Source organism: Amycolatopsis kentuckyensis, from assembly GCF_002155975.1.
Taxonomy (GTDB): Bacteria; Actinomycetota; Actinomycetes; order Mycobacteriales; family Pseudonocardiaceae; genus Amycolatopsis; species Amycolatopsis kentuckyensis.
The window spans coordinates 1-15,680 of the sequence record NZ_MUMI01000120.1 but is presented as its reverse complement, the minus strand read 5'-3'; the positions used below and the strand labels follow the sequence as shown (position 1 = coordinate 15,680).

Below are 15,680 nucleotides of genomic sequence, written 5' to 3'. Positions count from 1 at the left end.
CCGGACAGTGGTGCTCGTCGGCTTCTCCCGCGTCGGCCGCCGGGTCGCCGCACTGCTGCGGCTGCTGGACCTGGCCCGGGTGCTCGTCGTCGACCCGGTGGCCGACCCGAGCGAGATCCGGGCGGCCGGAGCCGAGCCCGCCTCCCTGGCCGAAGCCCTGCCGCAGGCGGACGTGCTGAGCCTGCACGCGCCGTCGCTGCCGGAGACGCGGCACATGATCGGCGCCGCCGAGCTGGCCGCGCTACCGTCGGGCGCCGTGCTGATCAACACCGCGCGGGGCGCGCTCGTCGACACCGCGGCCCTCGAACACGCCTGTGCCGCCGCCGGATTGCACGCCGTCCTCGACGTCACCGAGCCCGAGCCGCTGCCCGCCGGGTCCCCGCTCTACGACCTGCCCAACGTGGTGCTCACGCCGCACATCGCCGGCTCGCTGGGCTCGGAGACCCGCCGGATGAGCGCCGAGGCGATCGGCGAGCTGGAGCGGTACGCCGCAGGCCTGCCGCCCCGGGCCCCGGTGACCCGGCATTCCCTGGCCGTGCAGGCATGACCGCCGCCGAGGACCGGCGGCTCTCGCCGTACACCGGCTGGACCCGCGGGCACTGGACGGCCTACGCGGACCGGCTGCTCGCGGCGGCCGGGCAGTACCGCTCCCCCGCGGGCGCCCGGATCGACCTGCCCGGCCCGGCCAGCCGCAACGGCCGCGTCTCGGACGGCCTGGAAGGGTTCGCCCGGACGTTCCTGATCGCCGGTTTCCGCATCGCCGGCGAGGGCGGCGCGGATCCCGGCGGGGTACTGGAACAGTACGCGCGCGGGCTGGCGGCCGGCACCGATCCGGCGTCACCCGAGGCGTGGCCGCGGCCCGACGAGCTCGGCCAGTCCAAAGTGGAGGCCGCGTCGATCGCGCTGGTGCTCCAGCTGACCCGGCCCTGGCTGTGGGATCGTCTGGACGACGGCGTGCGCGACCGGGTCGTCGCCTGGCTCGCGACGGTGATCGGGCAGCCCTACCCGCCGATCAACTGGGTGTGGTTCCGGATCGTCGTGGAGTCGTTCCTGCGTGAAGCGGGCGGGCCGTGGTCGGCGGCGGACGTCGAGGAGGACCTCGCCGTGCACGCGTCGCTGCGGCGGCCGGGCGGCTGGCTCAGCGACGGCGACGAGCGCGCCTACGACCACTACACGGGCTGGGCGCTGCACCTGTACCCGCTGCTGTGGACGCACTTCTTCGACGTCACCGGGACCTTGTGCCCCGGCTCGCTGCGGCTGCGGTGGGGCGCGGACCTGCGGGACTACCTCGACGACGCCGTCCGGCTGGTGGGCAGCGACGGCTCGCCGTTGCTGCAGGGCCGCAGCCTGGTCTACCGCTTCGCGGCCGCGGCGCCGTTCTGGGTGGGTGCGCTGACCGGGACGTCCGGGCTGTCCCCCGGCCTGACGCGCCGGGTGGCGGGCGGGATGGTCCGGCACTTCGCCGACCGGGGCGCTCCGGACGGCCTCCTGAACCTGGGCTGGCACCACGCCTGGCCCGCGATGCGCCAGGCGTACTCCGGGCCGGGGTCGCCGTACTGGGCGGCCAAAGGCCTGCTGGGGCTCGCGCTGCCCGCGGACCATCCCGTGTGGACGGACGTCGAGGAACCGCTCCCGATCGAGACGGGGGACGTCGCCCGGGTCGTCACCGCCCCGGGCTGGCTGGTTTCGGGACGACGTCGCGACGGCATCGCCCTGGTGGTCAACCACGGCACGGACCACGCCCGCCCCGGCGACCCCCGTTCCGACTCGCCGATCTACGCCCGGCTCGGCTATTCGACGGCGACGTTCCCTCTCGCTTCCGTGCCCGACAACACGGTGACGGTGCTCGACGCGGACGGCCGGGCGAGCCACCGCGCGGGGTTTTCGACGTGCTACGCGATCGAGCTGCCGGGCGGGGTGCTGGCGGCCGCGTCCCAGGGGCGGGTCCGCTGGGTGGACACGTCCGGCGACGACTCCCCGGACCACGGGTCGGGCCGCAGCGGGCCGGTGGTGGCGGGGCCGGTGCTGACGGTGGTGTCCGTGGTGCGGCGCGGGGTCGAGGTGCGGCTCGCCCGCCTCGATGAGGCCGACGACGCCGCCGGAGCGCGCCCGGACGCAGGGGATGACTCATTCACTGCGCTGCGGCTGAGCGGATGGCCGGTCGCGGGCGAGACCCGGCCGGTGACCCGGACCTGCCCCGAGCCGATGGGCGGTTCAGGGCAGGTCTCAGCCACGGCCGAGATCCCCGAGCTGCGTTCGACGCTGCGCAACCTTCGCGGCTTCACCACCGCGGAAGTGGCGGTCGAGTCCGGCTCCTCCCCGTTGGGCGAGTGGACCGCGCTCCCCTTCGTCGCCACGGAGGGGCCGCCGGAGCCGGGAGCCGTGTTCGCCGCGGTCGTGGTGCTGGACCGTGGCGGCCCGGCCGATCCCCACCCGTCCCTCTCGGTCGCCGCGGACGGCAGCCACGTCACCCTCACCTGGCCCGACGGCATCTCCGCCGAGGTTCCCCTCCCCGCGGCACCGTCCTGAAGCGCCCTGTTCCACACCGAATGTCCTATTGACCTTGCTCAGCCCATCCTGTTCCATTTTGTTGGGTTCTGCCCGGGTCTTGTCGGAACATGGAGGTTCTTCCCGTGCGGCTGCGCACTCTGAGTGTGGTTCTGTTGGCTCTCGCGGGGACCCTGGTGCCCGCCGGGCCGGCCACCGCTGCTGTCGACGACGTCTACGCCTACCTGGAAGACCCGCGGAAGGTCGGCGAAGGCCAGGAGCCGCCGCACGCCTTCCTCCCGCCGCACGCCGACGTCGAGTCCGCCGTCCGGGGACGGGAACAGACGCCGTTCACCAGAACGCTGGACGGGAAGTGGCGGATCGCCATGGCGGACAACCCCGCCCAGGTCCCCGCGGGCTTCCACGCCGCCGGGTACGACACGTCCGGGTGGCGGGAGGTCTCCGTGCCGCACACCTGGCAGACCGACGGCCTCGACCACCCGATCTTCCGCAACATCGCCACCGAGATCCAGCCCGACGCCCCGCCGAAGGTGCCCCGGGACGTCAACCCCACCGCGGCCTACACCCGCGACTTCGACCTCCCGGCCGACTGGACCGAGCGGCGCACCTCCCTGCGTTTCGACGGCGTGACCTCCGCGTACTTCGTCTGGGTCAACGGCCGGTACATCGGCTACGACCAGGGCGGCTACACCCCGGCGGAGTTCGACATCTCCGCCGCGCTGAAGCCGGGCCCCAACCGGCTCGCCGTCCAGGTGCACCGCTGGAGCGCGGGGGCCTACCTCGAGGACTACGACCAGTGGCGCTACGCGGGCATCTTCCGCTCGGTGACGCTCACCTCCACGCCCGCCACGCACGTCCAGGACGTCACCCTGCGGACGGACCTCGACCCGGCCTACACCGACGCGGTCCTGACCGCCGCCGTCGAGGTCGCCCGCAAACCGGGGGGCACCACCGGGAAACACACCGTCGGACTCAGCCTTCGTGACCAAGCGGGCAGGGAGGTCGGCGCCACCGCCCAGGACGTCGAGGTCACCGACGCCGGCGCCGCGGTCAGCCTCACCCTGCCCGTGCGGAACCCCGCCAAGTGGACCGACGAGACGCCGAACCTCTACACCGCCGTGCTGACCCTGGCCGGCCCGGACGGCAAGACCACGCACATCACCCGCGAGACCACCGGCTTCCGGGAGATCGAGATCCGCGACCGGCAGCTGCTGGTCAACGGCAAGCGCGTGCTGTTCAAGGGCGTCAACCGCGCCGAAACCGACCCCGACCACGGCCGGCACGTGCCACGCACGGCGCAGGAACGCGACGTGGCGCTGATGGAGCAGCTCAACGTCAACGCCGTCCGCACCTCGCACTACCCGTCCGACCCGTACTTCTACCGGCTCGCGGACGAGAACGGCCTCTGGATCGACGACGAGGTCGACATCGAGACGCACAACCACGAGAACTGCGCGAAGTGGTGCCAGGCGAACCAGCCCGAGTGGCGGGACGCGTTCCTCGACCGGCTGGTCGGCATGGTGGAACGCGACAAGAACCACCCCAGCGTCTTCCTGTGGGACACCGGCAACGAAGCCGGTCTCGGCGCCCACCACTACGCGATGGCGGACTGGCTGCGGGCCCACGACCCGACGCGGCCGATCTACCACCAGTCCAACAACCCCGACGGCGACGCGCCCTTCGCCGACGTGTGGGGCCCGCGGTACCCGTCGCCGGAGAAGTTCGCCGAGCAGGCGAAGAACACCACGAAGCCGCTGATCTTCGGCGAGTACGCGCACGCGATGGGCAACAGCCTCGGCAACTTCCGCGAGTTCTGGGACATCATCCGGGCGAACCCGCAGACCCAGGGCGGGTTCATCTGGGACTGGGCCGAGCAGAACATCCGGCAGCGGGTGCGCCTCGTTCCGGACGTCTCCGGCAACGGCATCTCCACCCACCTCTCCGGCGCGGCGAAACTCGTCGACGGCCACCGCGGCAAGGCACTGGAACTGTCCGGTTTGGACGACTTCGCCGAGGTCTACCGCGACCGCAGGCTGGACCTCACCGGCACCGCGCTGACGCTGGACGCCTGGGTCAAGCCGGGCAAGTGGACCGGCGAATTCGGGATCATCACCAAGGGCGACCACCAGTACTCGCTGAAGATGAAGAACGAGACGACCCTCGAATTCTTCGTCCACAGTGGTACGTGGATCCCGGTGCAGGCCACGGTGCCCGCCGACTTCTACGGCAACTGGCACCGCGTCAGCGGCACCTACGACGGCACGATGCTGCGGTTGTACATCGACGGCCGCGAGGTCGGGCAGAAGGCGTTCACCGGCCGGATCGACTCCTCGTCGGCCGAGGTGAACATCGGGCGCGACTTCGAGACGTCATGGAACGACCCGTCGACCATCGGCTGGATGGGCCGGGGCGTGGTGGACGACGTCCGCATCCACGACCGTGCGCTCACCGCCGCCGAGCTGGCCGGGCCGGAGCCGGCGCCGGGTGCGCTGCTGGCGCTGGACTTCGACGGCGTGACCGAGCGGGGCGCGTACCTCTCCTACGGCTCCAGCCTGTCCGGAGTGGACGGCCTGATCGGCTCGGACCGCAAGCCCCAACCGGAAACCACGCAGCTGGCGTGGGCCCACCAGCCCCTCCGGTTCGCCTACGCCGACGGCGTGCTGTCGGTGACGAACGAACGCCAGTTCAGCGACACCGGCGACGTCGACCTCCGGTGGCGCGTCACCGAAGGCGCGAAGACGATCAAGGACGGCAGGCAGCCCCTGCGCGTCGCCGCGGCCACGACCGGCCGGATCACCCTGCCGGTCGAGGCTGGTGACCGCGAGCGCTTCCTCACGGTCGAGGCGGTCGTCAAGCGCCCCGGTCCGACGCTGCCCGCGGGCCACGTCCTGGCGCACGACCAGTTCTCCCTCGGCGGCACCCGGGTGCCGGGCCTCGACCGGGCCCCGCTCGGCTGGGGCGTGGTGACGGCCCGCGAGACGGCGGACGCGGTCACCGCCCAAGCCGGCCCGGTCGCCTACCAGGTCGACAAGCACACCGGGACGCTCTCGTCGATGAAGTCGTGGGGCAAGGAACTCCTCGCCAGCGGGCCGAAGCTCGACGCCTGGCGCGCGCCGATCAGCAACGAGACGTTCGCGTGGGGCCGGGCGGAGGGCGAGGACTGGCGCAAGCTGGGCCTCGACCGCCTGCAGACCACGGTCACCGGGGTTCGCGTGGACCGCGCGGGCAGCAACGTCAGCGTCGTGGTGGACAGCCGGGTGGCGGCCCCGGACGTGGCGAACGCGTGGTTCGACCAGACCATGACGTACACCGTGGACCCGGCGGGGGTGCTGCGCCTGGGCCACAAGGTGACACCGCAGGGCGCGATCCGCACGCTGAACTACCTGCCGCGCATCGGGGTGTCGCTGGGCGTCCCGGACAGCTTCACGCGGTTCTCCTGGTACGGCCGGACCGCGGAGAGCTACGTCGACCGCCGGGACGGCACGCCGATCGCGGTGAACAAGTCCACTGTGGACGAGCAGTACGTCGACTACCACCGGCCGCAGGACCACGGCAACCACACCGACACCCGCTGGGCGCTGCTGACCGACGGCCGACTGGCGGGGCTGCTCGTCAGCGGGGTGAAGGACGTCAGCGTCACGCCGTACGACGACCTGGACCGGGCGGCCTACGCGTTCCAGCTGCAGCGGAACAAGGGCTGGTTCACGCTGCACGCCGACCACGCGGCCACCGGCGTGGGCGACACCCCGAACCCGGTGCGGGAGAAGAGCCAGGTGGCGGCGGACACCACCTACGAGTACACGCTGTCGATGCGCCCGCTGAGCTTGACCGAAGCGTGGGCGGGCCTGCCCGCGGGCGGCTGACCCCCCACGGACGAAGAAGCCGCACCGAGGACCGTCCTCGGTGCGGCTTCGTTCGTGAGCACTCAGACCAGGTCGCCCCGGACCGCGAGCAGTTCCTCGCTCGACAGGTCTTCGGCGGCCGCGGAAAGGTTCCGGTCGGCGGCGGTGAAGCCGCCGTGGTGCACGGCTTGCCGCGCGAACTTGGCCGCCACCTGGTAGTCGACGGCCTTCGTCGCGTTGAACGCAGCCATGGCCGCATGGAACGCCGCATCGAGGGTGCAGCCGACCGGCTGGAGGACGGACGGCACCTCCAGCGCGGCGATGTCGGCGACCTGGGTGTTCGAGAACTCTTCGATGCGGGACAGCTTCATTTCATCCATTTCGTTTCGTGAATCGGCCGGGAAACCCCGGAGGTCAGATCGACGCGACCGCGTCGATCAGCTGACGGGCGGACATGTCACCCGGCGAGGCGACCCCGACGGACGGCACCCCGGGGTGGTAGCCGTGGCCGAAGGCCCGGCGGTACGCCTGGTCCGCCAGGTGGGCGGCCCGCGCCGTCTGGGTCGCGTCCTCGGCGGCGGCCACCGCCCGCAGCAGGTTGATGCAGCAGGTGGTCGGGTCCTCCGCGGTCGTGAACTCGAGCGGGCCGAGCTGCGACGGCGAGTCGGTCAGGTAACGGGCGACGGCGGTGTCGGAAGAGTTGATTTCGCTCATGGCACCGAGATTAGGGCGCCGGATCCGCCGTCACATCCACCGAAACAATGAAACGGGAATGGCGATCGCCGAAGGTTTTTTCCCGCATCGGCGGTCATTCCCCGCCGACGACAGCCGAAACGTCCCGTTTCGCCCGCACCTGCCGGGTGATGCCGACCGCCACCACGACCACGGTCAACGCCAGGCTGGCCAGCAGCTGCGGCCGCCCCGACGGCGAAAAGAGCATCGCCACCAGCAAGCCGGCCATCGCCGCGATCGCCAGCCAGGTCAGGTACGGGTAACCCCACATCCGCAGCGGCAGGCCGGCGGGGTGCGCGGCCTCCAGCCGGCGCCGCATCCGCAGCTGCGTCACCGAAATCGCGAGCCAGATGAACACGGCCAGCGCGCCGGAGGTGTTGAGCAGGAAGCTGAACACCTCCTCCGGCACGAAGTAGTTCAGCACCACCGTGGCGAACCCGACGACCGTCGACACCAGCACCGCGACCCGGGGGACGCCGCCGGCGGAAATCCGCCGCCACGAGCGGGGTGCGTCGCCGCGGCCCGACAGCGAGAAGGCCATCCGGGACGCGGTGTACAGCCCGGAGTTCAGGCACGACAGGACGGCCGTCAGCACGATCACGTCCATCACCGTTCCCGCCGCCGGCAGCCCGATCAGGTCGAGCACGGCGACGTACGGGCTCTTCCCGACACTGGCGTCATCGTAGGGCAGCAACGTCACCACGACCGCGATGGAACCCAAGTAGAACACCAGGATGCGCCACATGATCGAGCGCACTGCCCGACGCGCGGCGCCGACCGGGTCCGGCGACTCCGACGCCGCGATCGTGGCGATTTCGGCGCCGAAGAACGAGAACACCACCACGAAGATCGCCGCGAACACCGGGCCCGCGCCGTGCGGGGCGAACCCGCCGTGCCCGGTGAGGTTGCGCAGCCCGGGCGCCTCGACGCCGGGCAGCACGCCCAGCACCGCCGCGAGGCCGAGCAGGACGAAGACGACGATCGCCGCGACCTTGATGGAGGCGAACCAGAACTCGAACTCGCCGTAGGACTTCACGGAGAACAGGTTGGTCACGGTGAGCACCGCCATCAGCACGAGCACCCACGCCCACTGCGGCAGCAGCGGGATCCAGCGGTGCACGATGGCCGCGCCCGCCGTGGCCTCGACCCCGATCGTCGTCACCCAGAACCACCAGTAGAGCCACCCCACCGAGAAGCCCGCCCAGCGGCCGATGCCCTCTTCGGCGTAGGCCGAAAAGGACCCGGTCCGCGGGTCGGCGGTCGCCATCTCCCCCAGCATCCGCATGACGAGGATGACCAGCACGCCGGCGAGGGCGTAGGTGATCAGCACGGCGGGCCCGGCGTCGGCGATCGCCTGCCCGGAGCCGACGAACAACCCGGCACCGATGACGCCGCCGACCGCGATCATCGACAGGTGCCGGGAACTCAGCGTCCGGGACAGGCCGGGCCCGTCGTCTTCCCTCGGTGGTGCCATCGCAGTCCCCTGTTCTCGTGGGTGGGAAAGAGAGCGCCATCACGCTAGAAGCCCCGGTGTGCCAGTTCACTGCGCGAACCGGGGAAGTTCTTCCCCGTCCCGATGACGTGCCCGGCGTGCCGGTGGTCCACGGAGAACAGTCGCGGGAAACGCGGATTCCGCTGCCGGTGCGCGGGTCGCGCACCGGCAGCGGAACCGGACGAATCAGACCTGAAGGGCGTCGACGCGTGCGCCGATCAAGTCCCGCACCGAACCGTCGCCGATCGGCCTTCCGCGGCCGGTGCTTTCGCATCCGGAATCGTAGTGACCACCGAAATGATGAGCGGCCGCAACCAGCGCCGCACCGGTCGCGAACGCCGCGACGACGCCCGCCGCCACCGTCGCCGCCGCGGCGCGGTAGCAGGAAACCGGCATGGCGGGCCGGACACCCAGGTATCCGCCGTCGGTACCGAATTCCTCTTTACCGGCAGCGAGTGCGGCACGGGATTCTGCCGAGTGCATTTTTTTCCCTTTCCTGGAACAGCGGAATCTTGTGTGGGTGACGAGGGTCAGCCGAGAGCTTCGGCGCGAGCGTCGACCAGCTCGGCCACCGAACCGCCCGCGACGGCGGCAGCGCGGAGCGACACCGGCTCTTCCTGCCCCCGGTAGTGCCCGCGGCGATGGCCGACGTTGTTGGCCCAGGCGTTCGCGACGTAGCCCGCGCAAGCCGTGACCGCGGCGCCGGCGCCGACCGCGGCGACCAGGACGGCGGTTTCGCACAGGGTCGGCGCCACCGCGGAAGCGAGGTGAATTCCGGTGGCGCCGAAATCGGTGTCGTTGGCGACGCTGACGACCCGGGACGGTGTGGCCACGGACATGGTTTCCCCTTCTTGGAAAGAGTATCGAAATGATATTCCGGTCACCGGCGATCGCCGATCGTTTTTGATTCGCCCGGCAACCGCCTTCGTCACGATGACATGCCGTGACCGCGGCAGCCAAGCGAGTTCAAGAAATGTTCACCGCGCCCGGACTGTGCCTTGTGTCACCCGGATTCGAATCGGTGCGGCGCCTCGAAAATCGCGGCGGCGGATCAGCGGAATGCGCAGTTCGACGGGCTTTCCCCGTCATTCGGTGGATGTGCGATCGCGGGGACGCTCACTAACCTTTCCGGCACACAGCCCAGGCTGCCCAGCACCCGTGGAGGTACCGTGAGCACGTCAGCCACCCTCGAATCCCGCATTCCGTCGCTCAAGGAGCTCGCCCCGCTCGAAATGGGGCTCCCGCAGACCGACAAGGCGTGGTTCCACGCCATCGTCCACAAGGCCGTCGACGCGTGGGTCAACATCAACGGCGGCCAGGACGGCGTGCTGCACAAGCACGACACGCCCATCGACTTCGGCAAGGCCGGGGCCGAGCGGCTCTCCCTGGAGAACCTCCTCGAGACCCGCGAGCAGCACGTCGCCTGAAGTTCGCCCCCGACGAAGACCGGGCCGGTTCCGACCGGCCCGGTCTTCGCGTTTCCCCGGGTTCCCCGGAGAGGGGAGAACGCTCCGCGGAATCCGCGCTTTGCCGCCGGACCCACCCCGCCACCGGGTACCGTGCGCTCGCAGGAGGTACGCATGCCCTCGATCCGCGACGTCGCCAAGCAGGCCCAGGTCTCCACGGCCACCGCTTCCCGGGCCCTGCGCGGGCTCCCGTCGGTCACTGCGGAGACCCGGGCCCGGGTCGAACGCGCCGCCGCCGAACTCGACTACGTCATCCCGTTCAACGCGTCGAGCCTCGCCTCCGGCCGCACCAACTCCATCGGGATCGTGGTGCCGTTCGTCTCCCGGTGGTTCTTCGGCACGGTGATCGCCGGGGCGGAGACCGTGCTGCGCGAAGCCGGCCTGGACCTCGTCGTCTACGGGGTGCCCGACGAGCCGAGCCGGGCGCGGTTCTTCACCGAGATGCCGGTGCGGCGGCGGGTCGACGCGGTCCTCGTGCTGTGCCTGCCGCTGACCCGGTGGGAGACCGACGCCCTGCTGGCGCTGCGGGTCCCCGTGGTCCTCGTCGGCAGCACCGCCGACGGCATCTCCTCGGTCCGCATCGACGACTTCGCCGGGGCGACGCGCGCCGTCCGGCACCTGGTCGAGCTCGGCCACCGGCGGATCGGCCTGCTCGGGGAGACCGACCCGCCACCCCACGGGTTCACCACGCCCGGCCGGCGCCGCAACGGCTACCTGCGGGCACTGGCGGAGGCCGGGATCGAGCCGGAGCCGGCCTTGGAGGCCGCCGGGCGCTTCACCGCGGCCGACGGCCAGGTGGCGATGGACCGCCTGCTCGCCCTGCGGAACCCGCCGACCGCCGTGTTCGCGATGTCCGACGAGATGGCCTTCGGTGCCCTGCAGGCGCTGCGCCGGGCCGGCGTCGACGTGCCCACCGGGATGTCGGTGATCGGGTACGACGACCACGAGCTGGCGGCGGCCCTCGACCTGTCGACGATCGCGCAGCCGGTCGTCGCGCAGGGCGAGCGTGCGGCCGGGCTCCTGCTCGACCAGCTGCAGCGGCAGGCCGCGCCCGCGGAGGTCGTGCTCCCGACCGAGCTGATCCGCCGGGGCACCACCGGACCGGCGGCCGCGCTGAACTGATCCGGGCAGCCACGCCGGAATCCGGCCGCCTCCGTCCGCGCTTTGCGGAAGCCTTCCGCACCCCGCCCGGCCGGTCCCCGAATTCCGCGGACGCAGGCCCTCCCGGGGTCATGCAACGCTTACACTCCGATCGGCGGCGGTGATCGCCCACCACCGTGACGCGAAGGGGACCCCACGCTCGATGTTCGCCACCCAGAGCAACCAGGTGAACGGCCTCCACGCCGAAATCCGGACCCGGCTGCTCGGCGACGTCGAACGGGTCCCGCCGGCCCAGCGCAAGAAGGCCGGAGACCTGGTCACCATGGCCCTCGCGTTGCTGTGCGCAGACGGCGAGCCCGACGCGCACGGCGAATGGGACGCGCGCGCGATCGCCGCGGCGCGCACCATGGGGCACAGCTGCGCCACCGGCGGCTGGCCGCTGGACCAGGTCCTCGAGCTGCTGGGCCGGGCCGGGGAAGAGACGGTCGCCATGCGCGCGGCGGCGCCCGGCACGACCACCGCCCAGCTCAGGTCGCTGACCGAGACCTGCAACCGGTTCCTGCGCGAGCTGCTGCGGGGCTACCAGGACACCGTGCTCGACCCGGCACCGCGATCGGCGGCCCACGACGACGCCATGGCGTTGCTGAAGGGCCAGGCGCCCACCGACCAGGGCCGGTTCGCGCCGGCCTACGCCGTGATGGCGTTCCGCACCGTGTCGGCCACCCCGCTCGACCCCGCGGCGTTGGACGAGGCGGGCAGCGGGGTGCTCGCCATCCTGTGCGAACACGGCGGCTACGTCCTCGTCCCGGCCGGCGACGAGGAAACCGGCTTCGCCCGGTGCACGCGCATCCGGGCGTCCCTGCCGGCGGAGACCTGGGCGGGCGTCTCGTGGCAGAAGACGGGCCGGGTGCCCGCCGGCCGGGCCGAAGCGGTGGACGTCGTCGCCTCGGCGCTGGCGGCCCGGCGGCCCCCGGGCTGCTACCTCCTCGGCGACGTGCTCGTGGAGTACGCGGTGCTGGCCCAGCCGTCGGTGACCGGCCTGCTCGCGGGCAAGATCGAGCCCATCACCCGCAACGCGGTGCTCCTGGAGACCCTGCGAGCGCTGCTGGCCGCCGACGGCAACCGGTCCCGGGCGGCGACCGAGCTGATCATCCACCGCAGCACGCTGGACTACCGGCTGCAGCGCATCGAGCAGCTGACGGGCTACGACCCGACTTCGGTGCGCCAGCTGCAGGTCCTCGCCACCGCACTGACGGCCCACGCGGCGACGACCTCGCCGCAGCCGCCACTTCCCCTGGAAGAACCCAGGTCCTGAGATCCGCGAACCGCACCGGCGAGATTTCGGCCGATGCGGATGGTTCCCGCTCCCCCGCCCGGATGACGATGCCGGTAGCCGATCACCGATCGGCGGTCGGTCGGCGTGGACCGGTTCTCGTTCCGCATTTCTTCCGGGAGCAGGCGCGGATGGCCATTCACTTCCTCCGGCACGGCGAATCGCTGGCGAACGAGCAGAACCTGTTCGCGGGCAGGCAGGACACCCCGCTCACCGAGCTGGGCCGCAGGCAGGCGCGGCAGGCCGGCGACCGCGTCGCCGCGCTCGGCATCCGCCTCGACGAGGTCCACGTCTCGCCGCTGAAGCGGGCGAGGCACACCGCCGACGTCGTCGCCGAGCGGCTGCGCGAGCAGCCCGGGCTGGTCGTTTCGGACGCGCTCGTGGAGCGTGACTTCGGGGTGTTCACCGCGCGGAACAAGAGCCTGGTCAAGAAGAGCATCGGCTTCCGCGCCTACACCGGGTACTTCCACCGCAGCACCGGCTGCCCGCCCGGCGGCGAGTCCTGGGCGCTGCTGCACGAGCGGGTCCGCCACTACTACGAAGAGGTCCTGCTGCCCCGGTCCCGGGCCGGGAAGAACATCCTCGTCGTCGCGCACAAGTACGTGGTCGAGATGTTCGCGGTCGTCGTCGCGGGCCTCGCGGCGGAGGACTACCACGACCTCAAGATCCCCAACGCGCGCCCGGTGTCCGAAGAGGACCTGCGCCGGATCGCCCGCGGCTCGGCGAAGACGTCCGCGGTGCACGACTTCGGCGAGCTCGTCGAGATCCGGCTCCCGGTGCTGGTGGCCGGCGGCGCCGCGCTGGGTGTGGCCGCCCAGCTCGCGGTGCGCGTCCCGGTCCCGGCGCCGGTGTTCACCGCGGTGCTCGTCACCCTGCTGGGGCTGAGCACGTTCTTCGGCATGCTGCGGCTGCATTCCGGCGTGCTGCGGGGGTTCGGCCCCAGCCTCCGGAAAGCGCTTCCGCTGACCGCCCTGCGCGTCGGGGCCGGGTTGGTCCTCGCCTGGTCCTTCGCGGGCGGCCCCGGGTCGTCGCTCGCCCTCTTCCTGCTCCTGCCGCCGGCCCTGCTCACCCCGGCGCTTTCCCTGTTGTGGGGCGGCGACTACTTCGCGTCGGTCCGGCAGACGGTGGTGGCCTCGCTCGTCCTCCCGGTCGTGCTGCTGGCGGCCGCGTGGTTCCCGCACCGGCTGCCCGGCCTCGGCACCGCGGCCGCCGGCTACCTCGCGGTGCTGGGCGGGGCCATGGTGCTGCCCGCCGTCGCCGCGCAGGTGCTCCGCCGGCGCGACCCCATCCGGGCCGGGCAGCTGAGCACCAACTGGACGTGGGTCGGCGGGGCCGCCCTGGTGCCGCTCGCCGCGGTCGCGACCTTCGCGCTGACCCCGTCGGACGGCGTAGACCCCGCCGACCTGCCGGCACCGGTGGCCGCCGTCCTCGCGACGTTGCTCGTCCTGCGCACGATCACCTGGCTGTACCTCAGGAACCGCACCCTCCCGCCCGGCGAGGCCCGCGACCTGTTCATCACCCAGTGCACGCCCAACATCTTCCTGTGGTTCACCTTCACCGGCGCCCTCGGGCACGGCGCGGCACTGCTGGCCCCGGTCGCCGCCTTCGGGTTCTTCGCGGCGATGCCGGCGGACGAGTTCGTCTTCGTGCGGCAGCACCGGAAGAACCTGCGGGCCGCCACGGCCGGTGCTCAGCGGGCGAAGGCGGCGGCGTTGTCGCGCGCCCAATCGGCGAAGGTGAGCGCGGGCCGGCCCAGCAGGGCTTCCACGGTCCCGGTCGTGGGGCCGGGACGCTCGCTGTAGTCGGCCAGCGAGCCGAGCAGGCGAGCGGGGACCTCCTCGGGCAGTCCCTGCGCGAGCAGGCCTTGCCGCACCTGTTCGGGCGGCAGCTCCTGGAAGGACAGTGCCCGCCCGGTGGCGGCCCCGATGAGCCGCACCTTCTCGTGCTGGTCCAGCGACTGCGGACCGGTCAGGGTGTGCACCGATTCCGCCGGGAGGCTGCCGCGGAGAGCCTGGACGGCGACCGCGGCGATGTCGGCTTCGTGGATCGGCGAGCTGGCGGCCCGGCCGTACGCGCCGCGCACCACGTCACCCGCCTTGAGCTGCGGCACCCAGGCCAGCGCGTTGGCGGCGAAGTCGGCCAGCCGCAGGACCGTCCACTCCAGCCCGGATCGGGTGACGAGGTCCTCGGCGGCCTTGAACTGGGCGGCGAAGCGTGCTTCTCCCGCGGGGTACTCCACGGTGGTGGCCGACAGCAGCACCACGCGCCGCACCCCTTGCTTGACGGCCAGCTTCAGCAGCTCGCCGAGGCCGGGTCCGGTGGCGCGCGGGCTGATCTGCACGGCCTCGACGCCCGCCAGCGCCGCCTCGATCCACTGTGGATGGAACAGGTCACCTCGGACGACGTTGCCGGGCGTCTCGCCGAGGCCCCGGGTGACCGCGGTGACGGGCACGCCGTTCTCCGAAAGCAGTTTCTGCACCTGGCGTCCCACGACGCCGTTGGCTCCGGTGAGCAGGATCATGACGGATCTCCCTTTCTCAAGCGGTTTCAGACGGCGGTCGCGAGCGGTTCTCCGGCCACGGCGACGTGGCGGTGGCGCACCGGGGCCATCGACGTCGGGTGCGAGATGCTCCACGCCGCGCTCTTGCAGATGAACTCCTTGACGCGCGCGGCCGTCTTTCCGGTGAGGGCGGACGGCTTCGGCTGGTCGTCCGGGGTCACCCACTGCACGAGGGCGTCGCGGCGGCCGAGGCTGATGCACTGGGCGGTGTAGCCGATCTTGTTCTCCGGGAGCGGGCGTCCGGTCAGCCGGGCGGCGATGGCATCGGCCGCCTGGTAGGCCGAGGGAACGCCCGAGGCGCAGGACATCCGCAGCGGATCGCCGTTCGCGCCCGGGGCGAGCGCGGCGTCACCGACGGCGTAGACGTCGGCGTGCGAGACCGACCGCATCGTCTCGTCGACGACGATCCGGCCCGTCGCGGAAACCTCCAGTGCCGTGGCCGCGGCGATGGGGCGGACGGCGAACCCGGCCGTCCAGACGGTGACCTGCGCGGGGATCGTGCGGCCGTCGGCGGTGACCGCGGCCGCCGGCTCGACGCTCGCGACGGCCGTGTTTTCGTGCACGGTGATGCCGAGCCTGCCGAACGCCTTGCGCAGGTGGCCCTGCCCCTTCTCGCTCAGCCAGTCACCGAGGCGGCCGCGGGCGG

General features: G+C 72.0%; 14 protein-coding genes. 7 read left to right on the top strand and 7 right to left on the bottom strand.

The window, feature by feature from the left end; genetic code table 11:
• The 3 genes from CCN39_RS51685 to CCN39_RS12945 form a co-directional block, all read left to right on the top strand.
• Positions 1–547: NAD(P)-dependent oxidoreductase (locus tag CCN39_RS51685; RefSeq protein WP_279629574.1), on the top strand; the 547-nt coding region annotated here is incomplete at its 5' end.
• On the top strand, positions 544–2,529 hold the full coding sequence (locus CCN39_RS12950) for a DUF2264 domain-containing protein (protein WP_086841697.1): 1,986 nt from the start codon (positions 544–546) through the stop codon (positions 2,527–2,529). The genes CCN39_RS51685 and CCN39_RS12950, both read left to right, overlap by 4 nt.
• Positions 2,530–2,654: 125 nt before the next feature.
• A complete protein-coding gene (locus tag CCN39_RS12945; RefSeq protein WP_244210759.1) occupies positions 2,655–6,371 on the top strand; it encodes a glycoside hydrolase family 2 TIM barrel-domain containing protein in 3,717 nt (1,238 codons plus the stop codon).
• A gap of 62 nt (positions 6,372–6,433) precedes the next feature.
• On the opposite strand, the gene CCN39_RS12940 is transcribed toward CCN39_RS12945, so the two are convergent.
• From CCN39_RS12940 to CCN39_RS12920, 5 genes are all read right to left on the bottom strand, one after another.
• Positions 6,434–6,730 (bottom strand): hypothetical protein, encoded by a 297-nt coding sequence (locus CCN39_RS12940; RefSeq protein WP_143264028.1) that lies wholly within the window; start codon positions 6,728–6,730, stop codon positions 6,434–6,436.
• 34 nt (positions 6,731–6,764) lie between these two features.
• Positions 6,765–7,064, bottom strand: a complete 300-nt coding sequence (locus CCN39_RS12935) for a hypothetical protein (RefSeq protein WP_086841691.1) — start codon at positions 7,062–7,064, stop codon at positions 6,765–6,767.
• A gap of 94 nt (positions 7,065–7,158) precedes the next feature.
• The gene (locus tag CCN39_RS12930; RefSeq protein WP_086841689.1) at positions 7,159–8,556 is read right to left on the bottom strand and encodes an amino acid permease; all 1,398 of its coding nucleotides are present in this window, start codon (positions 8,554–8,556) and stop codon (positions 7,159–7,161) included.
• A gap of 204 nt (positions 8,557–8,760) precedes the next feature.
• Positions 8,761–9,057, bottom strand: coding sequence for a hypothetical protein (locus CCN39_RS12925; protein ID WP_143264027.1), 297 nt, complete (start codon positions 9,055–9,057; stop codon positions 8,761–8,763).
• A 47-nt stretch (positions 9,058–9,104) separates the two neighbouring features.
• Positions 9,105–9,413 (bottom strand): hypothetical protein, encoded by a 309-nt coding sequence (locus CCN39_RS12920; RefSeq protein ID WP_086841685.1) that lies wholly within the window; start codon positions 9,411–9,413, stop codon positions 9,105–9,107.
• Between the two features lie 330 nt (positions 9,414–9,743).
• Here CCN39_RS12920 and CCN39_RS12915 point away from each other — a divergent pair, with 330 nt between their 5' ends.
• The 4 genes from CCN39_RS12915 to CCN39_RS12900 all read left to right on the top strand — a co-directional run bounded on the left by CCN39_RS12915 (position 9,744) and on the right by CCN39_RS12900 (position 14,276).
• A complete protein-coding gene (locus tag CCN39_RS12915) occupies positions 9,744–10,001 on the top strand; it encodes a hypothetical protein (RefSeq protein WP_086841682.1) in 258 nt (85 codons plus the stop codon).
• 153 nt (positions 10,002–10,154) lie between these two features.
• On the top strand, positions 10,155–11,162 hold the full coding sequence (locus tag CCN39_RS12910) for a LacI family DNA-binding transcriptional regulator (RefSeq protein ID WP_086841679.1): 1,008 nt from the start codon (positions 10,155–10,157) through the stop codon (positions 11,160–11,162).
• Positions 11,163–11,301: 139 nt separating this feature from the next.
• On the top strand, positions 11,302–12,456 hold the full coding sequence (locus CCN39_RS12905) for a PucR family transcriptional regulator (RefSeq protein ID WP_208630224.1): 1,155 nt from the start codon (positions 11,302–11,304) through the stop codon (positions 12,454–12,456).
• Between the two features lie 149 nt (positions 12,457–12,605).
• The gene (locus CCN39_RS12900; RefSeq protein ID WP_158104502.1) at positions 12,606–14,276 is read left to right on the top strand and encodes a histidine phosphatase family protein; all 1,671 of its coding nucleotides are present in this window, start codon (positions 12,606–12,608) and stop codon (positions 14,274–14,276) included.
• Here CCN39_RS12900 and CCN39_RS12895 read toward each other — a convergent pair.
• Positions 14,165–14,995, bottom strand: coding sequence for an NAD(P)H-binding protein (locus CCN39_RS12895; RefSeq protein ID WP_086841672.1), 831 nt, complete (start codon positions 14,993–14,995; stop codon positions 14,165–14,167). The genes CCN39_RS12900 and CCN39_RS12895 overlap by 112 nt on opposite strands.
• A 26-nt stretch (positions 14,996–15,021) precedes the next feature.
• Positions 15,022–15,680, bottom strand: a 659-nt coding sequence (locus CCN39_RS12890; RefSeq protein WP_158104501.1) for an FAD-dependent oxidoreductase, incomplete at its 5' end; no start/stop codon positions are given.

Coding starts and splice junctions, on each gene's coding strand:
- CCN39_RS12925 (WP_143264027.1), bottom strand. CDS start 9,057: ATGCACTCGGCAGAATCCCGTGCCGCACTCGCTGCCGGTAAAGAGGAA.
- CCN39_RS12920 (WP_086841685.1), bottom strand. CDS start 9,413: ATGTCCGTGGCCACACCGTCCCGGGTCGTCAGCGTCGCCAACGACACC.
- CCN39_RS12935 (WP_086841691.1), bottom strand. CDS start 7,064: ATGAGCGAAATCAACTCTTCCGACACCGCCGTCGCCCGTTACCTGACC.
- CCN39_RS12895 (WP_086841672.1), bottom strand. CDS start 14,995: ATGATCCTGCTCACCGGAGCCAACGGCGTCGTGGGACGCCAGGTGCAG.
- CCN39_RS12940 (WP_143264028.1), bottom strand. CDS start 6,730: ATGGATGAAATGAAGCTGTCCCGCATCGAAGAGTTCTCGAACACCCAG.
- CCN39_RS12950 (WP_086841697.1), top strand. CDS start 544: ATGACCGCCGCCGAGGACCGGCGGCTCTCGCCGTACACCGGCTGGACC.
- CCN39_RS12930 (WP_086841689.1), bottom strand. CDS start 8,556: ATGGCACCACCGAGGGAAGACGACGGGCCCGGCCTGTCCCGGACGCTG.
- CCN39_RS12910 (WP_086841679.1), top strand. CDS start 10,155: ATGCCCTCGATCCGCGACGTCGCCAAGCAGGCCCAGGTCTCCACGGCC.
- CCN39_RS12900 (WP_158104502.1), top strand. CDS start 12,606: ATGGCCATTCACTTCCTCCGGCACGGCGAATCGCTGGCGAACGAGCAG.